Raw genomic sequence first — 17,032 nt, forward strand, 5'->3', positions numbered from 1 at the left:
TATTGTGTTTTATATTTTGCCCGGGTAATATTTGGAGATGAATCCATCTCCTTCCACCCGACGTACCCTCGTCAAGCAATACAAGGACAGCGTGCGCCCCGCCGGCGTCTTCGTCATCCGCAACCTGATGGACAGCCGCGTCTACGTGGCCGGCAGCCTCGATGTCGAAGGCGCCATGAACCGCGCCCGCTTCGAGCTGAACCTGCGCTCGCACCGCAACAAGGCCTTGCAGCGCGACTGGGTGGCGCAGGGCGCGACGCACTTCGGCTTCGAGGTGATCGACCGGGTGAAGGAGCGCGACGACCCCGCCTTCGACCGCGCGGCGGAGCTGGAAAAGCTGCTGGAGCTCTGGCGCGAGGAACTCCAGTGCACCACTGACAAGGGCTACAACACGCCATGAGCACCGACGCACTGGGCTTTTGCCTCGACCTCGGCCGCGCCCACGCAAGCCTGAGCCTGAAACTCAACGAGGACCTGGGCGCCTTTCACGGGCTGGACTACGACGACTTCACCCTGCTCCACCTGTTGCTGCGGGCCGGCAACGACCGCATGCCGATGGCCGAACTGGCGCACACGCTGGGGTTGCCAATGTCGGCGCTGATCCGCAAGATGGTGCTGCTCGAAAAGACCGGCCTGGCCGAGCGCACGACGGGACCCGATGACGACCCCCGGCGCCATGCGATTATTCGCAGCGGCGGAAGGAAGTTGATGCAAGCCGCCATCACCACCGTCGAAGCGATCTGCGTCGATGCCGTGAAATCGCTGGACCCGCAACGCCTGCCAGACCTCCATGCCGCGCTGCGGGTGCTGTGCGATCACGACACGCCGCACGCCTGAACCGTCCTGCGGGTAGATTACGAACCTCGTTTCGTTCCGCCCGGATCGACAACCCAAAAAGAATTTGCATGTCACCCGACGAACTACCGACCACATTCACTGCGTTTGCCGGCTTCCAGCGCGTCGCCGCCGGCACCAAGGCCCAGGTGCTCACGCAACTGCGCGAGCGCGGCGACGCCGCCACCTGCCTCGTGTTCGACGACCAGACCGGCGAGCAGCTCGATGTCGATCTGCGCGACCCGAAGGCCATCGAGACCTCCGCGCTCGAAGCCGAGAAACACGAAGACGCACCGCGCGGCGTCGGCCGTCCGCGCCTGGGCGTGGTGGCGCGCGAAGTCACGCTGCTGCCGCGTCACTGGGACTGGCTCGGCCGCCAGCCGGGCGGCGCCTCGGTGGCGCTGCGCAAGCTGGTGGACGACGCACGCCACGTGCACGCCGACCGCGACACGGTGCGCGCCGCGCGCGAAGCCACCTACCGCTTCATGACCGCCATCGCGGGCAACCTGCCCGGCTTCGAGGAAGCCACGCGCGCGCTGTTCGCGGGCGAGCATCAGCGCTTCAGCGACCTCGTGGAACCCTGGCCCACCGACCTGCGCGTGCACCTGCACAAGCTGTCGGCCGGTGGCTGGGGTGCTGCATGAGCGCGGCGCCCGACAGCAGCACCACCTCCACCAGCCCCGGCAACCCGAGCGGACTGCGCGGCGTGCCCGTGGCGCCGGTGGGTGCGCCGCGTCCGCTGTGGAAGGTGTTCCTGTTCTTCCTGGCGCCGATGTTGCTCAGCAACATCCTGCAGTCGCTCTCCGGCACCATCAACAACGTCTACGTCGGGCAGATGCTCGGCGTGAGCGCGCTGGCGGCGGTGTCGAGCTTCTTCCCGGTGATGTTCTTCTTCATCGCCTTCATCATCGGGCTGGGCGCGGGCGCCTCGGTGCTCATCGGCCAGGCCTGGGGCGCACGCGACGCAGCCAAGGCCAAGGCGGTGGCGGGCACCACGCTCACGGTGGGCCTGCTGCTGGGCCTGGCGATCGCGGTGTTCGGGGGCCTGTTCACCACGCCGATGCTGGCCATGCTGGGCACGCCGCCTGACGTGCTGGCCGACTCCACGCGCTACGCCCGCATCATGCTGATCGCGATGCCCGGCGTGTTCCTGTTCCTGCTGGCCACCGCCATGCTGCGCGGCGTGGGCGACACCATCACGCCGCTGCTGACGCTCTTGATTTCCACGGCGATCGGCCTGGTCGTCACGCCCGCGCTCATCCGCGGCTGGGGCGGGTTGCCGCAACTGGGCGTGGCGGCGGGCGCGTGGGCCTCGGTGCTGTCGTTCGCGGTCGCGACCACATGGCTGGGCTTCCGGCTGCGCCAGAAGAAGAGCCCGCTCGCACCCGACGCGGAGTTCGTGCGCTGCCTGCGCATCCAGCCGCACCTGCTCAAGGCGGTGCTGAAGATCGGCGTGCCCACGGGCGTGCAGATGATCGTGGTGGCGCTGGCCGAAGTGGTGCTGCTGTCGATGGTCAACAGCTACGGCTCCAACGCCACGGCCGCCTACGGCGCGGTGAACCAAGTGGTGGCCTACGTGCAGTTCCCGGCCATCTCGATCGCCATCACCACGTCGATCCTCGGCGCGCAGGCCATCGGCGCGGGCCGCGCCAACCGCCTGGGTGCCATCGTGCAGACCGCGCTGGGCATGAACCTCGTGCTCACGGGCGGGCTGGTGCTGCTGGGCTATTTGTTCTCGCGTCCGCTGATGGGCTTCTTCATCACCAGCGCGCCGGTGATCGAGATCGCGCAGAACCTGCTGCACATCATGCTGTGGAGCCTGGTGCTGTTCGGCATGGCCTCGGCGATCTCGGGGATCATGCGCGCCAGCGGCTCGGTGCTGGTGCCGACACTGATCTCGATCGTCTGCATCCTGGGCGTCGAAGTGCCGGTGGCCTGGCTCATGAGCCGCCATTTCGGCATGGGCCTAGACGGGATCTGGGTCGCCTACCCGGTGACCTTCGGCGCGATGCTGCTGCTGCAGACCGCGTACTACCGGCTGGTGTGGCGCAAGAAGCCGATCGGCCGGCTGGTCTGATCGGCGCCTCGGCGGGGGTCACTCCCCGTCGAAGGCCTTCTTCACCGTGGCGATGTCGAGCTTGATCATCTTCATCATGGCCGCCATCGCGCGGGCCGCCTTGGCCGCGTCCTTGTCCTGGAACATGCGGATGAGCGGCATCGGCGTGACCTGCCACGACACGCCGAAGCGGTCGGTGAGCCAGCCGCACTGCACGGGCTGGCCGCCGCCCTCGAGCAGCTTGTCCCAGTAGTAGTCGACCTCCTCCTGCGTCTCGCAGGTCACGATGAGCGAGATGGCCGGCGTGATCTTGTACTCAGGCCCGCCGTTGAGCACCATGAACGACTGCCCGTCGAGCTCGAAGGTCGCGGTGAGCAGCTTGCCCTTCTTGGCGGGATTCACATCGCCCCAGAGCAGCGTGTCGGTGAGGCGCGACTTCGGAAAGATGGCGGTGTAGAAGTTGACCGCATCCTCTCCGTTGCCGTCGAACCAGAGGCAGGGAATGATCTTCTGCATGGAATCTCCTTGGGTTGAATGATGAACTGAAGGGTTCAGTATCAAAGCCGAAGCGGCGCCCTGTCAACCCGCGCCGAGGCTGTCAGTGAGAAGTTCGCAGGCTGGGCCGCGGGCCACAATGGGCCGGTCCTTCGCTTCGGAACTGCCATGTTCGCCCCTTCCAGAACCCGCCTTGGCGCCCCGGCTTTGCTGACCGCCGCGCTCGCCGCCTTCGCGGTGCCGGCCGGCGCGGCCGATGCCACCTACCCCGACGCTGCCGCCAGCGACCCCGCCCGGCTCGGCTGGATGACCGGCTCGCCGCCGCCGCCCGAGCGCACGCTGCGCTTCGAGGACGGCAGCTATTTCCAGTTTCCGGCGATGCGCTGGAGCGTGTCGAATTTCCGCCAGCTGATGCCGACCGTGAACGTGTCGCGCGGGCTCGGTGCGCCCACCGCCCTGCCCCAGGCCTTGCGCAAGGACATCGACACGCTCAGCTTCACGCCGCTCGACGCGAAGACGCACATGACCTGGGACGCCTCGCTGGCCGCCACCTACACCGACGGCATCCTCGTGCTGCACCGCGGGCGCGTGGTCTATGAGCGCTACTTCGGCGTGCTGAAAGACGACGGCCAGCACGGCGCCATGTCGGTCACCAAGTCGGTGGTCGGCACGCTGGGCGCGATGCTGGTGGCCGAAGGCACGCTCGATGCCAACAAGCCGGTGGCTCACTACGTGCCCGAACTGGCGACCTCGGCCTTCGGCAACGCCACCGTGCGCCAGGTGCTCGACATGACCACGGGCCTGAAGTTCAGCGAGGACTACGCCGACCCGAAGGCCGAGGTCTGGGCCCATGCGCAGGCCGGCAACCCGCTGCCCAAGCCGAAGGACTACACCGGCCCGCGCAGCTACTACGAGTTCCTGCAGACCGTGCAGCCCGAGGGAGGGCACGGCGAAGGCTTCGGCTACAAGACCGTCAACTCCGACGTGCTGGGCTGGGTGATCGCGCGCGCCACCGGCCGCACCGTGGCGCAGCTGCTGTCGGAGCGCATCTGGCGCCACCTGGGCGCCGAGCAGGACGCCTACTTCACCGTCGATTCCATCGGCACGCCCTTCGCGGGCGGCGGCCTGAACACCGGCCTGCGCGACCTCGCGCGCTTCGGCGAGATGCTGCGCAACGACGGCCGCGTGAAAGGCCGGCAGGTCGTGCCCAAGGCCGCCGTCGAAGACATCCGCCGCGGCGGCGACAAGGCCGCCTTCGTCAAGGGCGGCTACCCGCTGCTGCAGGGCTGGAGCTACCGCAACATGTGGTGGGTGACGCACAACGACCACGGCGCCTACATGGCGCGCGGCGTGCACGGCCAGCGCATCTACATCGACCCGAAGGCCGGGATGGTGATCGTGCGCTACGCCTCGCACCCGATCGCGGGCAACGCCGCGAACGACCCGGTCACGCTGCCGGCCTTCGAGGCGCTGGGGCGGCATTTGCTGCGCGCACCGCGCTGAAAGCAGCTACCAACGGTAGGTCGCCGTGGCCGTCGCCGTGCGCGGGTAGCCGTAGTAGCAGTTGCGGTAACCGCAGTTCGCGAAGTACGTCTTGTTGGTCAGGTTGCGCAGGTTCAGCGCCAGGCTCCAGCGGTCGATGTCGTAGCCGAGCATGGCATCGAGCACCGTCGAGGCCGGCACCTTGCTCGGCCACGCGGCCTCGCCGTCGCCGTAGTTCGAGCCCGTGTAGCGCGCGCCCAGGCCCACCTTCACGCCGCCGGCGAAGCGGTAGTCCGCCCACACTGACAGCCGGTGGCGCGGCACGGCCGTGGCCTGCTTGCCGATCTCGCTCGTGTTGCTGCTGGCCGTGACGATGGCCCGCGGCGTGTAGCTGTACGACGCCGTGAGGTTCAGGCGCGAGGCGATCTCGGCGGTGGCCTCGAGCTCAAGCCCGCGCACCGAAATCTCGCCCGTCTGCTTGGGCATGAACTCGCCGTCGTAGCTGATGTAGTTCTTGCGCCGCAGGTCGAAGATGGCGGCGCTGTACATCGCCTTGCTGCCCGTGGGCTGGTAGCGCACGCCGGCCTCGTATTGCTTGCCGCTTTCGGGCTTGAACGGGTCGCCCGACCCCGGGTCGATGGTGGCCGTGGGCGCGAACGACTCCGAGTAGCTCAGGTACGGTGCCCAGCCGCTCGGGTGCAGGTAGACCAGGCCGGCCCGGCTGGTGAACTTGTGGTCGCGCATGCGCTGGCGCGAGCCGTCGAGGCGGCTGTCCACGGTGCTGTCGGCGGTGTCGTAGCGCCCGCCCAGCGTCAGCGTCCAGCGCTCGCCCCACTTGATCTGGTCCTGCAGGTAGACGCCGGTCTGCGCAAGCCGCGTGATGCCGTCGAAATACGGCGCGGGCCGCTCGATCGGCCCGCCGTACACCGGCGCATAGATGTTCAGCGGCGAGGCGCTGCCGCCGCTGAAGGTGACTTGGTCGATGCGGGTGCGCTGGTAGTCCAGCCCGACCAGCACCTTGTGCTGCGTCTCGCCCAGGCGGAAATCGGCCTGAAGCTGGTTGTCGAGTGCCAGGGCGCCGATGTTCTCGCGGCTGCCGAACACGCTGCGCGACATCTGCTGGAAGTTGAGCGGGTCGTTCGGCACGTCGGGGTTCAGCGCCATGAAGCCCTTCAGCTGCGTGCCCGTGTAGTCGAGCTTCTGGTGCGCGTAGCGCGCGTTCTGCCGCACCGTGAAGGTGTCGTTGATGCGGTGCTCGAACTGGTAGCCGACCATCTGCTGGTCCTGGTCGAAGCGGTCGAAGCCGGGCTCGCCGACGAACAGCTTCGAGGGAATGGTGGTGCCGATGGCGGTCGGATCGAGCGAGCCGACCTGCGGCCGTGCGCGCGTGTAGACCCCGCCGCGCGTGCGCGAGAACTGCGACAGCAAGGTGAGCGTGGTGTCGCCCGACGGCTTCCAGGTGAGCGCGGGCGCGATGTACATGCGGTCGTCGGCCTCCTTGCCCGCCGGCAGTTGCGCGTCGCGCACGAGGCCGGTGATGCGGTACAGCAGCTTGCCGTCGGCGTCGAGCGCGCCCGAGAAATCGCCCGCCACCTGCTTGCGGGCATGGTCGCCCACCTGCAGCTGCAGCTCGCGCACGGGCTCCGCCGTCGGGCGCTTGCTGACCACATTCACCACCCCGCCGGGGCCGCTCATGCCGTACAGCACCGACGACGGGCCGCGCAGCAGCTCGATGCGCTCGGCGCCGTAGTTCTCGGTGCGCCACACACCCCAGGTGCTGTTGTTGCGCAGCGGCAGGCCGTCGAGATAGAAGCCCGGCGAATAGGCGTCGAAGCCGCGCAGCGAGATCCAGTCGTAGCGCGAATCGGCACCGTAGGTGGTGGTCGACACGCCCGGCGTGTAGCCCAGCGCGTCCTTGAGGTTGGTGGCACCGATCGCCTCGATGCGGTCGGCCGTGATCACCGAGATCGACTGCGGCGTCTCGATGATCGGCGTGTCGGTCTTGGTGGCGGTGGCGCTGCGTTTGGCGACATAGCCCTGCACGCGGCCCGTGGCGCTTTCCTCGCCGTCGGCCACGACGGTCACAGCCGGCAGCGTGGAGGTGTTGCCCGTGGCGGGCGCGGTCTTGATGACCGCCGCATTGCCTTCCATCGTGGCCGCCAGGCCGCTGCCGGCCAGCAGCCGGTCGAGCGCCTGCCGGGCCGTGAGGCTGCCCGAGATGGCGGGCGCGGTCTTGCCCGCGACCAGGCTCTGCTGCACGACCAGCTGGATGCGGGTCTGCCGCGCCCAGTCGTTCAGCGCCTCGGCCAGCGGCTGGGCCGCGATGTGGATCGGCTGGGGCGCGCCCTGCGCCCGGGCCATCAGGGGCGCGTTCGCCAGTACGGCCAATGCAACGGCCAGGGCCAGCGGCGCGGGTGTCATCTTTGTTCTCAAGCGCTTCGTCATCGAACGTCTTCCAGGTAGTGAATGCAAATGGTTCCTATCTGGGCTGACGCACGAGCCGGCGGAATCCCCGTAGTGCCGGCGAGAAATTCTTGATTCTTTTGTTTCAGGGGGCCGGCAGGATTTCCGCGACCGGGCCGGTTTCCTTCAGCCGCACCGGCAAGGCGCTGGCCAGGGCGCGCCGCAGCGTGCGCGCGTCCCGCGGGTCGAAGGTGCCGCTCAGTCGCAGGGCCGCCACGGCCGGGTCGTTCACCACCAGGCCGGTGCTGCCGTAACGCTCCAGCTCGGCCAGCGCGCGGGCCAGCGGCGTGTCGACGAAGCTCAGGCGGTGCTCGCGCCAGGGCGCGATGCCGTCGCGCGGCACGGCCGAAACGGCGGAGAACCGGCCCTGCGCATCGCTTTCCACCTGGCGCCCAGCGGTCAGGAAGACTTCGCTCGTCGCATCCGGCGCCCGGCGCAGCACGCGCACCTTGCCCTCTTCCACCGACACCCGCGTGCCGTCGGCGCCCGGCATGCCGGGGGTGTGGCGCACGGCAAAGCGCGTGCCGACCACCCGCACGCGCAGCGGCCCGGCCAGCACGTCGAACGGGCGTTTCGCATCGGACTGCACGGCGAACACCGCCTGCCCGTCGATCAGCGTCACCTCGCGGCGGTCGCGGAACAGGCGCACTTCGAGGCGGGTGGCGGTGTCCAGCCGCAGCCGGGAGCCATCGGGCAGCGGCGCCTCGAGCTGCTGCCCGCGTCGGGTGGCGAAGGCCTGTTCGAACACGGGCTGGGCTTGCAGGTGGCGCCAGCCGAGGTAGCCGGCGCCGACCGCCATGCCGGAAACGCCCAGCACGACCGCCGGTTTCAGGAAGCCGCGGCGCGTGGGTGCGGCGGGCGCGCGGCCTTCGAAGCCGCTGCGCCAGCCCGCGACCGTCTCGGGCGCGATCGCGTCGAAGGCGCGCCAGCGCGACTCCCATTCGCGAAACGCCTCGCCATGGCGCGCATCGGCACCGAGCCAGGCCTGGAACGCGCGCTCGTCGGACGCGCTCCAGTGCGTGCGCTGGCGGCGGACGAACCAGTCCAGCACGTCCTGTCGCAGGCGCAGGGCTTCTTCGGACGGAGGCGACGTGAGGGTCATGACGTGGGGATCGTTCTTAGGGGGGTAGACGCACAAGCGTGGTCAAACCCTGTAATGGGGCGTCTCATCTCACTCTGAACCACGGGTCCGCTCCAGGCACGCCCAGCACGCCTCCATCGCAATGCGCAACTGCATCTCGACCGTCCGCACCGAGATGCCCATGCGCGCAGCCACCTCGGCGTACGAGAGCCCATCGAACTTGTAGAGCACGAAGGCTTCGCGGCAGCGCGGAGGCAGCCGGTCGATGGTCTCGACCATGGCCGCCATGCCCTGGCTGGACGACAGGATGGCGTCGGGCTCGAAGGTGGGCGGGCCGATGCAGTCGTCGGCGTCGGGCGGTGCGTCATCGGGCGCCGCCGTGTCGCCGCCCGCGCGCACGCTGGTGCGGCGGTGGTGGTCGGTGACGAGGTTGCGGGCCGTGCGATACAGCAGCGCGCGCGGGTCGCGCACCACGCTGCCCGTGCGCTGCGCCTCGTACACCCGCACGTAGCTCTCCTGCGCCAGGTCGGCCGCGGTGGCGCGGTCGGGTACCTTGCGGGACAGAAAGCTCAGCAGCTCGCGGTAATAGCGTTCGAACACGGGCGCACCACAGCCGGGAAGGGTTGGTCGAAGTCCAGGGGCAGGTTGGCTTCGACACGGCGTGGCTACCTGAGAGATTCAGAACAAAAGAAAACGCGAGATTATGTGCGGGTTCAACCCGCCGATCGCCGAAGGGTAGGCATTTCGCCTGCCGCACACGGCATGCGCGCGGGCTACCCTCCCCTTCGGCGCTCTCCAGATTCGTCCGGCCTCAGTTGCCGCACGCAGGGTGCTTCTGCCCTTCGGTGGTGTTCGGCAGCCCCAGAAAGTCCAGGATGTGCGGCGTCGTGCCGTCCACCTGCGTCAATGCGGTACCCCCGAGGTTGCCCACGCAGTAGCTGGGCTTGAGCGGGTTCTGGTGGTTGTTGTTCAGGATCAGCAGCGTGCTGCGTTCCCCTGCCGTCTGCCCGCCGTGGCCACTGCCCGTGCCGCCGTGGTCGGAGGTGACGACGATCAGCCATTCCTCGTTGGCGTAGTTCGGCCGCGACGTGAGCGCCGTGAGCACCTGCTGGATCTGCTGATCTTCGCCGGCGATCTTGCCCTGGTAGTAGGCATTGAGCGGGTCGTAGCTCGGCGCGTGGACGTCGACGTTGTGCAGGTAGTAGAAGATCGCCGTCGGCGGGTGCTTCCAGTTCAGCCAGCCTTTCACGGCATCGGTGGCCTGCTGCGAATTCTTGGCTGCGTTGGCAACCACGAAGTCGGCCAGCGCCGGGCGCAGGTTGTGGGTGATGTTGAACCAGTCGCCCACCACCGCCGTCGTGGCCGTCGGCCAGGCCGCCTTGATCTGGTCGAACACGTGCGTCTTCTTCAGCGGCAAGGTGGTGGTGTTCGAGGTCACGCCGTGCTTGTCGGCCCAGAAGCCGGTGAACACCGACGACCAGCCGGGTCCGCTCACGGTCGCCTGCTTGGTGCCGCCCGCCAGCACGTTGCCGTGGAAGGCGCCGCCGGCAATCAGCGCCGACATCGCGGGCGTCTGCACGCAGCCCGCGCACTGGATGGCGTCGCCGCGCAGGCCGTCGATGCCGATCAGCAGGATGTGCTTGTTGCCGGGCACGGGGTTGGGAACGCCCTCGCCCGCGATCAGCGAGTAATGGTCGTAGGGGTTGCCGACGTAGTCGGTCTTCAGGCCGCCGATGTCGCTGGCGCGCTTGTCGCTCAGGTCGCAGCGCTGGTTGGTCTTGTGGTAGTCGAAGGACTTGCACCACGACGAGCGGCTCGCGTCGGTGCAGGCGTTGGCGCAGTCGGCGGGCGTCACGGCCTGCAGGGCCTCGGTGTTGTAGCCGCTGATGGCCGCATTGGGCGTGTGCGCGAAAGGCTTCAGCGAATCGGGCTTGAGGCTGTAGTGGTCATAGGGGTTGCCGGGGTAGTCGGTCTTCAGCCCGCCCACGTCGGCGGCGCGCTTGTCGCTCAGGTCGCAGCTCTGGCCGGCCTTGTTGTAGTCGAACGAGACGCACCAGGCGCCGCGTGGCGCGCCCAGGCAGGCCGACGCGCACATCTCGGGCGTCGACTGCGTCAGGTTCTCGATGTTGTTGCCGGAGATGGCGGCGTTCGGCGTGGCCGCGAAAGCGTCCAGCGAGGCAGCGCTTGCATGTCCTGCCAGCGCTGCGAACAGCAGGCCCGCCAGGGATGCACGGATCGATGACTTCATGAGGTCTCCTCATCACAGGGTCGTGGGGTGATTCCCGGGCACCGCCTCGCCGTTTTTTCAGTGCGAGTGCAACGCCGGGCGGAGTAAATCACCGCCGCCTGCCATCGATCCAATTCAAAAATCTTCGATGTTGTATTGAGCAGAGCTATACATCGCCGCGTCACGCAACGCGGTCAAGCCACGCGATTCGAGAACGCCATCACCCCGTCGTCCACGCGCCCGAGGCGCAGCAGGAGGATGTCGCGCAGGTAGTTCTGGTGCAGCTTCCACGGCGTGTGCGTGCCCTGCTTGGGAAACTTGTCGAGCGAGCGCTGCACGTAGCCCGAGCTGAAATCGATCCACGGTTCGGGCGACAGGTCGGGGCCCGCGTTGTGCGGCGTGCATTGCCGCCAGCCGTGCTTGTGCATGTGGTTCAGCAGCCGGCAGACGTAGGCGCAGGTCAGGTCGCACTTGAGCGTCCACGAGGCGTTGGTGTAGCCGAAGGACGAGGCCAGGTTGGGCACGTCGCTGTACATCATGCCCTTGTAGTTGAAGGTCGCTGCGGGGTCGACGCGGCGGCCGTCCACGCTCAGTTCGATGTCGCCGAGCACCTGCAGCTCGAGGCCGGTGGCGGTGACGACGATGTCGGCGTCCAGCACGCGGCCCGACTTCAGCCGCAGGCCCTCGGGCGTGAAGGTGTCGACGTGGTCCGTGACCATCGACGCGCGCCCGGCGTTGAGCGCCGCGAACAGGTCCCCGTCGGGCACGAGGCACAGGCGCTGGTCCCACGGGTTGTAGCGCGGCGTGAAGTGCGTGGCGATGTCGTAGCCGGGTCCGAGTGCGTGGCGCACGCCGCCCAGCAGCATGCGTTTCACGCGCGCCGGCTTGCGCCGCGCGAGCCGGAAGAACAGCATGCCGAGCGTCACGTTCTTCCAGCGCGTGAGGCGGTACGCGGCCATCGCCGGCAGCAGGCGCCGCAGGCGGTTGGCAATCGGGTCTTCGGCCGGGCGCGCCACCACATAGGTCGGCGAGCGCTGCAGCAGCGTGACGTGCGCGGCGGTCTTCGCCATCGCGGGCACCAGCGTCATCGCGGTGGCGCCGCTGCCGATCACGACCACGCGCCGGCCGCTGTGGTCCAGGTCGGCGGGCCAATGCTGCGGATGGACGATGCGCCCCTTGAAGTCGGCCATGCCGGCGAAGTCGGGCGTGTAGCCGGCCTCGTAGCGGTAGTAGCCGCTGCACAGGAACAGGAAGTTGCAGCGCCACTGCACGGGCCGCTTGTCGGGGCCCTGCGCCACGTCGACCGTCCAGCAGGCGTCGGCGCTCGACCAGGCGGCGCGCACCACGCGGTGCTGGTAGTGGATCTTGTCGTCGATGCCGTGCTGGCGCGCGGTGTCGCGCACGTACTGCAGGATCGACGGGCCGTCGGCGATCGCCTTGGCCTGTGTCCACGGGCGGAACACGTAGCCCAGCGTGTACATGTCGGAGTCGGAGCGTACGCCCGGGTAGCGGAACAGGTCCCAGGTGCCGCCGCTGCGTTCGCGCCCTTCGAGGAGCGCGTAGCTGCGGCCCGGGCACTGCGCCTGCAGGTGGCAGGCGGCGCCGATGCCGGACAGGCCGGCACCGACGATCAGGACATCGACATGCGGCGGCGCGACGGCCGGTTGTGCTGCTTCCATCGGTTCTTTGTCTCCTGTCTCATGGCTTGTTGTTGTCTGGCTTTTCCACGGGCGTGCGCCGGATCATCAGCCAGGCACTCACCGCACTCAGCACGGCCAGGCCGGCGCTCAGCAGCATCACCCAGCGAAAGCCTGCGACGAAGGATTCGGCCACCGCGCGCTTCACGGCGGCAACGGTGGCCGCGTCGGCCCCCGGCGGCGCGCCGGCCGCGGCCAGCCGGTCACGCTCGGCCGCAAGAAAAGCCCGCACCTCGTCCGACGCGCCCATCGCCTGCAGCCGCTCGGCCAGCGCCGCGTCGAAGGCCCAGGCCATGATGGCGCCGAACACCGCGATCGCCAGCACCGCCGCCGCGCGCGACACCGCGTTGTTCACGCCCGAGGCCACGCCCGCGAGGTCGGGCCCCACGGCGTTCATGACCGTGGTGGTGAGCGGCGCGACCGTCACCGTCATGCCGAAACCCAGCACCACCACGGCCGGCAGGAAGCCGCTCCAGTAGCTCGCACCCACGCCCGGCAGCGCGAACAGCGCAAAGCCCACGGCCGCGATGGCCGGCCCGATGACCAGCGGCACGCGCGGTCCGAAACGGTCGACCAGCTGCCCGGCCCAGCCCGAGAGCGCGAACATCAGGAAGATGAACGGCAGCAGCGCCGCGCCCGCCACCGTGGCCGAGTAGCCCTGCACCTGGATCAGGTTGAGCGGAAAGAAATACAGCCCGCCGCCCAGCGCCGCATACAGCAGCAGCGTCAGCAGGTTGGCGCCGCTGAAGTTGCCGATGCGCAGCAGCGACAGCGGCAGCATCGGTGTGCGCGCCCGGCGTTCGGCGACGACGAAGCCGATGCTGCCCGCAATACCGATCGTGAGCGCCGCGAGCACGGCCGGCGAACGCCAGCCCTGCGTCGGCGCTTCGATGAAGGCGTAGACGATGCCACCCAGCCCGGCAGTCGCCAGCAGCGCGCCCCACAAGTCGAGCCCGCCGCGCGCCGCGGCGCCTTTGCTCTCGGGCACGTGGCGGCGCACGATCCACAGCACCAGCAGCGCCATCGGTACGTTGATGAGGAAGGCCCAGATCCACGAGAAGTGATCGACCAGGAAGCCGCCGAGCACCGGCCCCACCGCCGCCGTGATGCCGCTGAAGCCCGACCAGGTGCCGATGGCCTTGCCGCGTTCCTTCTCGGGAAACGACGCGCTGATGAGCGCCAGGCTGCCCGGCACCAGCAGCGCGCCGCCGATCCCTTGAATCGCGCGCGCCGCGATGAGCTGTTGCACAGTGGCTGCCAGCGCGCAGCCCACCGACGACACGGCGAATACAACGACACCGATAGCAAAGATGCGCCGCCGTCCGTAGCGGTCGCCGAGCGCGCCGCCCACCAGCAGCAGCGCCGCGAGCAGCAAGGCGTACGACTCGACCACCCATTGCGCCTGGAAGGCCGTGGCGTGCAGATCGGCCTGGATGGCAGGCAAGGCAACGTTGACCACGGTGCCGTCGATGAAGGCCATGCTCGAGCCGACGATGGCCGCGGCGAGCACCCAGGGCTTGGAGGCTTCAGGGCAGGCGCCCTCTTCCGTGGGAGATGGAGACCCATGCAGGATCAGCGTGTCGTCGCAGGGCGCCTTGCCGATCTGTGCCATGGGGCCTCCGTTCTAGCGGATGGTGGCGTGGTGCCTTCCCCCATGGGGGAAAGGTGAAAACCTCAGGTCGCGCACGCCGTCGCACCCGGGTTCGTCCGCGCCGCGTTCACGCTGCGCGCCATGGCCGCCGCCGCCGCGGCCGTCACGCGCTGCGCGCCTTGCGCCAGCGCGTCCATGCCGCCGCCGGTGGCTTCGCCCGCGTCGAGCCGGCACACCAGCGTGCGCGCCTCGTCGGAGCGGCGCAGGGTCCAGGTGAAGCCGGCGTCCACGCGCCCGCCGTCCACCATCTCGAACTGGCGCACCTGCACCGCCACGCGCCACACGGGCTGCGAGGTCTGGCGGCCGCCCTGCGTGACGTCGAGCGCGCCGAGCCGGCTGGCAATGCCGCTGCCGAGTGCGTCGCGCAATTCGTTCTCGAAGGACGAGGCCCAGCGGTGCTGCTCGAGCACGTCGACCTGCACGCCGCCGGTCGGGCGGCGCACCACCATCTGCGGGCGCGCCAGCCGCTCGGGCACGGCCACGGGCGCGAGCTCGATGTACAGCGGCGCGGCGGCATCAGGAGTGCGCGGCGCGGCGTCGGTGAGCGCGGGCGGGCTGGCCAGCGTGTAGTAGCTGTCGGGCTTGCTCGCGCAGCCTGCCAGCACCAGCAACGCGGCGGCGCCCGCGAGCGCGAAGGTCGTCGTCGTCTTCATTTCTTGTCGTCCGGTTTGCCGCGCAGCAGCGATTCGGGATGGCGTTCGAGGTAGTCGGTCAGCACGCGCACCGAACCGGCGGCCCGCGTCAGTTCGCGCAGGGTCTGGCGCATGTCCTGCTGCAGCGGCGAGTCGTCGGCCAGCGTGCGTTCGGCCGAGTTGACGGTCTTGCGCACGTCCTTCATGGCGGCGGCCAGCTCGGGCGTCACATCGGTGTTGATGCGGCTGACGGTCTGCTCGGTGCTGGTGAGCGTCTTGTTGAGCGTGGCCAGCGTGGTGCGCAGGTCGGTGGCGATCTGCTCGTAGGGCACCTTGTTGAGCTTGGTGGCGATTTCCTGCACCTGCGACTGGATCTCGTCCAGGCCGTTGGCGATGGTCGGCAGCTCGATCGGGCTCTTCGACAGGTCGATCTTCGCGGGCGGCGCCTTCGGGAAGAAGTCGAGCGCCACGTAGACCTGGCCGGTCAGCAGGTTGCCGTTGCGCAGCTGGGCGCGCAGGCCCTTCTCGGCCAGGAAGCGCAGCCGTTCCTGCTGCGTCGCGCGCGACTCCGTGGCCTGCGCACCGGCACCACTTTCGCGGCGGCGCAGGCGGTCGGGGTAGATCTGCACCAGCACCGGCATGCGGAACTCGCGCTCGGCGCGGTCGAACTCGACGCCGATGGATTTCACCTCGCCCAGCACCACGCCGCGGAAATCGACCGGCGCGCCCGGCGTGAGGCCGCGCAGCGACTGGTTGAAGTACATCAGCAGCGTCTGCGAGGGGCCGTCGGGCTCCTTCATGGCGGCGCTTTCGTCCTGCGCCAGCACGAAGGCCGTGTTCTCCTTGGCCAGCGGGCCCATGGCGTCGTCGGGCGCCTGGAAGGCGATGCCGCCGAGCAGGATGGTGGCCAGCGATTGCGTGCGCAGCGTGAAGCCGCTGGCGCTGAGCTGCGCGTCGATGCCGCTGGCCTGCCAGAAGCGCGTGTTCATGCCGACGAACTTGTCGTACGGCGCGTTCACGAACACCCGCAGCGTGACGCCGCGGCCGTCGCCGTCGAGCTCGTAGGCCGCGACCTGCCCGACCTTGATGCGCCGGAAGTACACGGGCGAACCGACGTCGAGCGAGCCCACGTCGCGTGCGCGCAGCAAAAACTGCTGGCCCGAGTCGCCACGCGTGACGATGGGCGGCGCTTCGAGGCCGGTGAATTCGCCCGCGGTTTCCTTCTCGACACCCGCGTCGGCGCCGATGTAGGCGCCCGACAGCAGCGTGCCCAGGCCCGAGATGCCCGAGGTGTCCAGCCGCGGCCGCACCACCCAGAAGCGCGAGTCGGCCGAGGTGAAGCCCTCGGCGTCCTTGTTGAGCTGCACCAGCACGCGCACGTGCGAGCGGTCGCGCGCCAGCCGCAGGCTCTGCACCAGGCCGATCTGCACGTCCTTGTATTTCACGGCGGTCTTGCCGGCTTCGAGGCCCTCGGCCGTCTTGAAGGTGAGCACGATCTCGGGGCCGCGCTCCATGAGGATGCGGGCCACCAGCGTCACGCCGACCAGCGCGGCGACGATGGGAATCAGCCAGATCAGCGAGGGCAGCCATTCGCGGCGGCGCGCCACTTTCGGCTTCGGCAGCGCGGGCGGGGCCGACGCTGCCGGACGGTCTTGCGGTTGCGTGTCTTCTTCACTCATGCGATTTTTTCTTCCCTGCTTTCAATGTGTCGTTCGTCCGTGTCTGCTTGCGGCACCGGGCCGTCCCACGTCAGGCGCGGGTCGAAGCTCAGCGAGGCCAGCATGGTCAGCACCACCACCGCGCCGAAGGCCGCGATACCCACGCCGGCGGTGATGACCGCGAAGCCCTGGATCTGCACCAGCCCGGTCAGGAGCGACACCACGAACACGTCAAGCATCGACCAGCGCCCGATGATCTCGATGATGTGATACAGCTTGGCCCGCTCGCGCCGGCGCCAGTTGCTGCGCCGCTGCGCCAGCACCACAAGCAAGAGCAGTACCGCCAGCTTGAACAGCGGCACCAGGAAGCTCGCGATGAACACGATGGCCGCCAGCCCCCACGCGCCTGACACCCAGAAGTAGATGACGCCGCTGAGGATGGTGTCGTACTGCGCGCCGAACAGCGTGCGCGTGATCATCACCGGCAGCAGGTTGGCCGGGATGTACATGATGCAGGCCGCGATCAGGAAGGCCCAGGTGCGGTTCAGGCTCTGCGGCTTGCGTGTGTGCAGGTGCGTGCCGCAGCGGGCGCAGGCGTCGCCATCTTCGGCATCGCGCCAGACGGCGGTGCAGTGCGTGCAGACGTGCAGGCCGAGCCCGGCGGCCGTCGGCACCGGGTTCTCGTGGTCGTGCTCGTCGTCGGCCTGCGCCTCCCAAGGGCGTGCCGAGGCCAGGCGGGCGGGCAGCCCGCGCATG

At 69.0% G+C, this 17,032-nt stretch carries 15 protein-coding genes; 5 read left to right on the forward strand and 10 right to left on the reverse strand.

Going from position 1 to position 17,032, the window contains the following annotated elements:
• Positions 1-37 precede the first annotated feature (37 nt).
• The 4 genes from AC07Y4_RS01595 to AC07Y4_RS01610 all read left to right on the forward strand — a co-directional run bounded on the left by AC07Y4_RS01595 (position 38) and on the right by AC07Y4_RS01610 (position 2,911).
• Positions 38-400 carry a GIY-YIG nuclease family protein gene (locus AC07Y4_RS01595; RefSeq protein ID WP_487846971.1) on the forward strand — a complete coding sequence of 121 codons (363 nt, stop codon included), beginning with the start codon at positions 38-40 and terminating at the stop codon, positions 398-400.
• A complete protein-coding gene (locus AC07Y4_RS01600; RefSeq protein ID WP_487846970.1) occupies positions 397-837 on the forward strand; it encodes a MarR family winged helix-turn-helix transcriptional regulator in 441 nt (146 codons plus the stop codon). Before AC07Y4_RS01595 ends, AC07Y4_RS01600 begins: the two co-directional genes overlap by 4 nt.
• 68 nt (positions 838-905) lie before the next feature.
• Positions 906-1,478: a DUF2239 family protein gene (locus tag AC07Y4_RS01605; RefSeq protein ID WP_070060635.1), complete on the forward strand. Its 573-nt coding sequence runs from the start codon at positions 906-908 to the stop codon at positions 1,476-1,478.
• Entirely contained in the window at positions 1,475-2,911 is a 1,437-nt protein-coding gene (locus AC07Y4_RS01610; RefSeq protein ID WP_487846969.1) for an MATE family efflux transporter, read from the forward strand. Before AC07Y4_RS01605 ends, AC07Y4_RS01610 begins: the two co-directional genes overlap by 4 nt.
• A gap of 18 nt (positions 2,912-2,929) precedes the next feature.
• On the opposite strand, the gene AC07Y4_RS01615 is transcribed toward AC07Y4_RS01610, so the two are convergent.
• Complete coding sequence (locus AC07Y4_RS01615) at positions 2,930-3,406, reverse strand: VOC family protein (protein WP_095947618.1); 477 nt, start codon at positions 3,404-3,406, stop codon at positions 2,930-2,932.
• 285 nt (positions 3,407-3,691) lie between these two features.
• On the opposite strand from AC07Y4_RS01615, the gene AC07Y4_RS01620 reads away from it, so the two are divergent.
• Positions 3,692-4,888, forward strand: coding sequence for a serine hydrolase domain-containing protein (locus AC07Y4_RS01620; RefSeq protein ID WP_487847335.1), 1,197 nt, complete (start codon positions 3,692-3,694; stop codon positions 4,886-4,888).
• 6 nt (positions 4,889-4,894) lie between these two features.
• Here the strand turns inward: AC07Y4_RS01620 and AC07Y4_RS01625 are convergent, their stop codons facing one another.
• The 9 genes from AC07Y4_RS01625 to AC07Y4_RS01665 form a co-directional block, all read right to left on the reverse strand.
• Entirely contained in the window at positions 4,895-7,312 is a 2,418-nt protein-coding gene (locus tag AC07Y4_RS01625) for a TonB-dependent siderophore receptor (protein ID WP_487846968.1), read from the reverse strand.
• Between the two features lie 103 nt (positions 7,313-7,415).
• A complete protein-coding gene (locus AC07Y4_RS01630) occupies positions 7,416-8,432 on the reverse strand; it encodes a FecR family protein (RefSeq protein WP_487846967.1) in 1,017 nt (338 codons plus the stop codon).
• Positions 8,433-8,501: 69 nt separating this feature from the next.
• A complete protein-coding gene (locus AC07Y4_RS01635; RefSeq protein ID WP_062480225.1) occupies positions 8,502-9,011 on the reverse strand; it encodes an RNA polymerase sigma factor in 510 nt (169 codons plus the stop codon).
• 211 nt (positions 9,012-9,222) lie between these two features.
• Positions 9,223-10,659 carry a PAN domain-containing protein gene (locus AC07Y4_RS01640; RefSeq protein ID WP_487846966.1) on the reverse strand — a complete coding sequence of 479 codons (1,437 nt, stop codon included), beginning with the start codon at positions 10,657-10,659 and terminating at the stop codon, positions 9,223-9,225.
• A gap of 173 nt (positions 10,660-10,832) precedes the next feature.
• Positions 10,833-12,317 carry a flavin-containing monooxygenase gene (locus AC07Y4_RS01645; protein WP_487846965.1) on the reverse strand — a complete coding sequence of 495 codons (1,485 nt, stop codon included), beginning with the start codon at positions 12,315-12,317 and terminating at the stop codon, positions 10,833-10,835.
• 19 nt (positions 12,318-12,336) lie between these two features.
• The gene (locus AC07Y4_RS01650; protein ID WP_487846964.1) at positions 12,337-13,947 is read right to left on the reverse strand and encodes an MFS transporter; all 1,611 of its coding nucleotides are present in this window, start codon (positions 13,945-13,947) and stop codon (positions 12,337-12,339) included.
• Between the two features lie 62 nt (positions 13,948-14,009).
• Positions 14,010-14,639: a PqiC family protein gene (locus tag AC07Y4_RS01655; RefSeq protein WP_062480234.1), complete on the reverse strand. Its 630-nt coding sequence runs from the start codon at positions 14,637-14,639 to the stop codon at positions 14,010-14,012.
• Complete coding sequence (locus tag AC07Y4_RS01660) at positions 14,636-16,297, reverse strand: PqiB family protein (protein WP_487846963.1); 1,662 nt, start codon at positions 16,295-16,297, stop codon at positions 14,636-14,638. Before AC07Y4_RS01660 ends, AC07Y4_RS01655 begins: the two co-directional genes overlap by 4 nt.
• Positions 16,294-17,031, reverse strand: coding sequence for a paraquat-inducible protein A (locus AC07Y4_RS01665; protein ID WP_487847334.1), 738 nt, complete (start codon positions 17,029-17,031; stop codon positions 16,294-16,296). The genes AC07Y4_RS01660 and AC07Y4_RS01665 overlap by 4 nt, the downstream gene beginning before the upstream one ends.
• Between the last annotated feature and the right edge of the window lies 1 nt (position 17,032).

Source organism: Variovorax sp. GW460-12-1-14-LB1, from assembly GCF_059423605.1.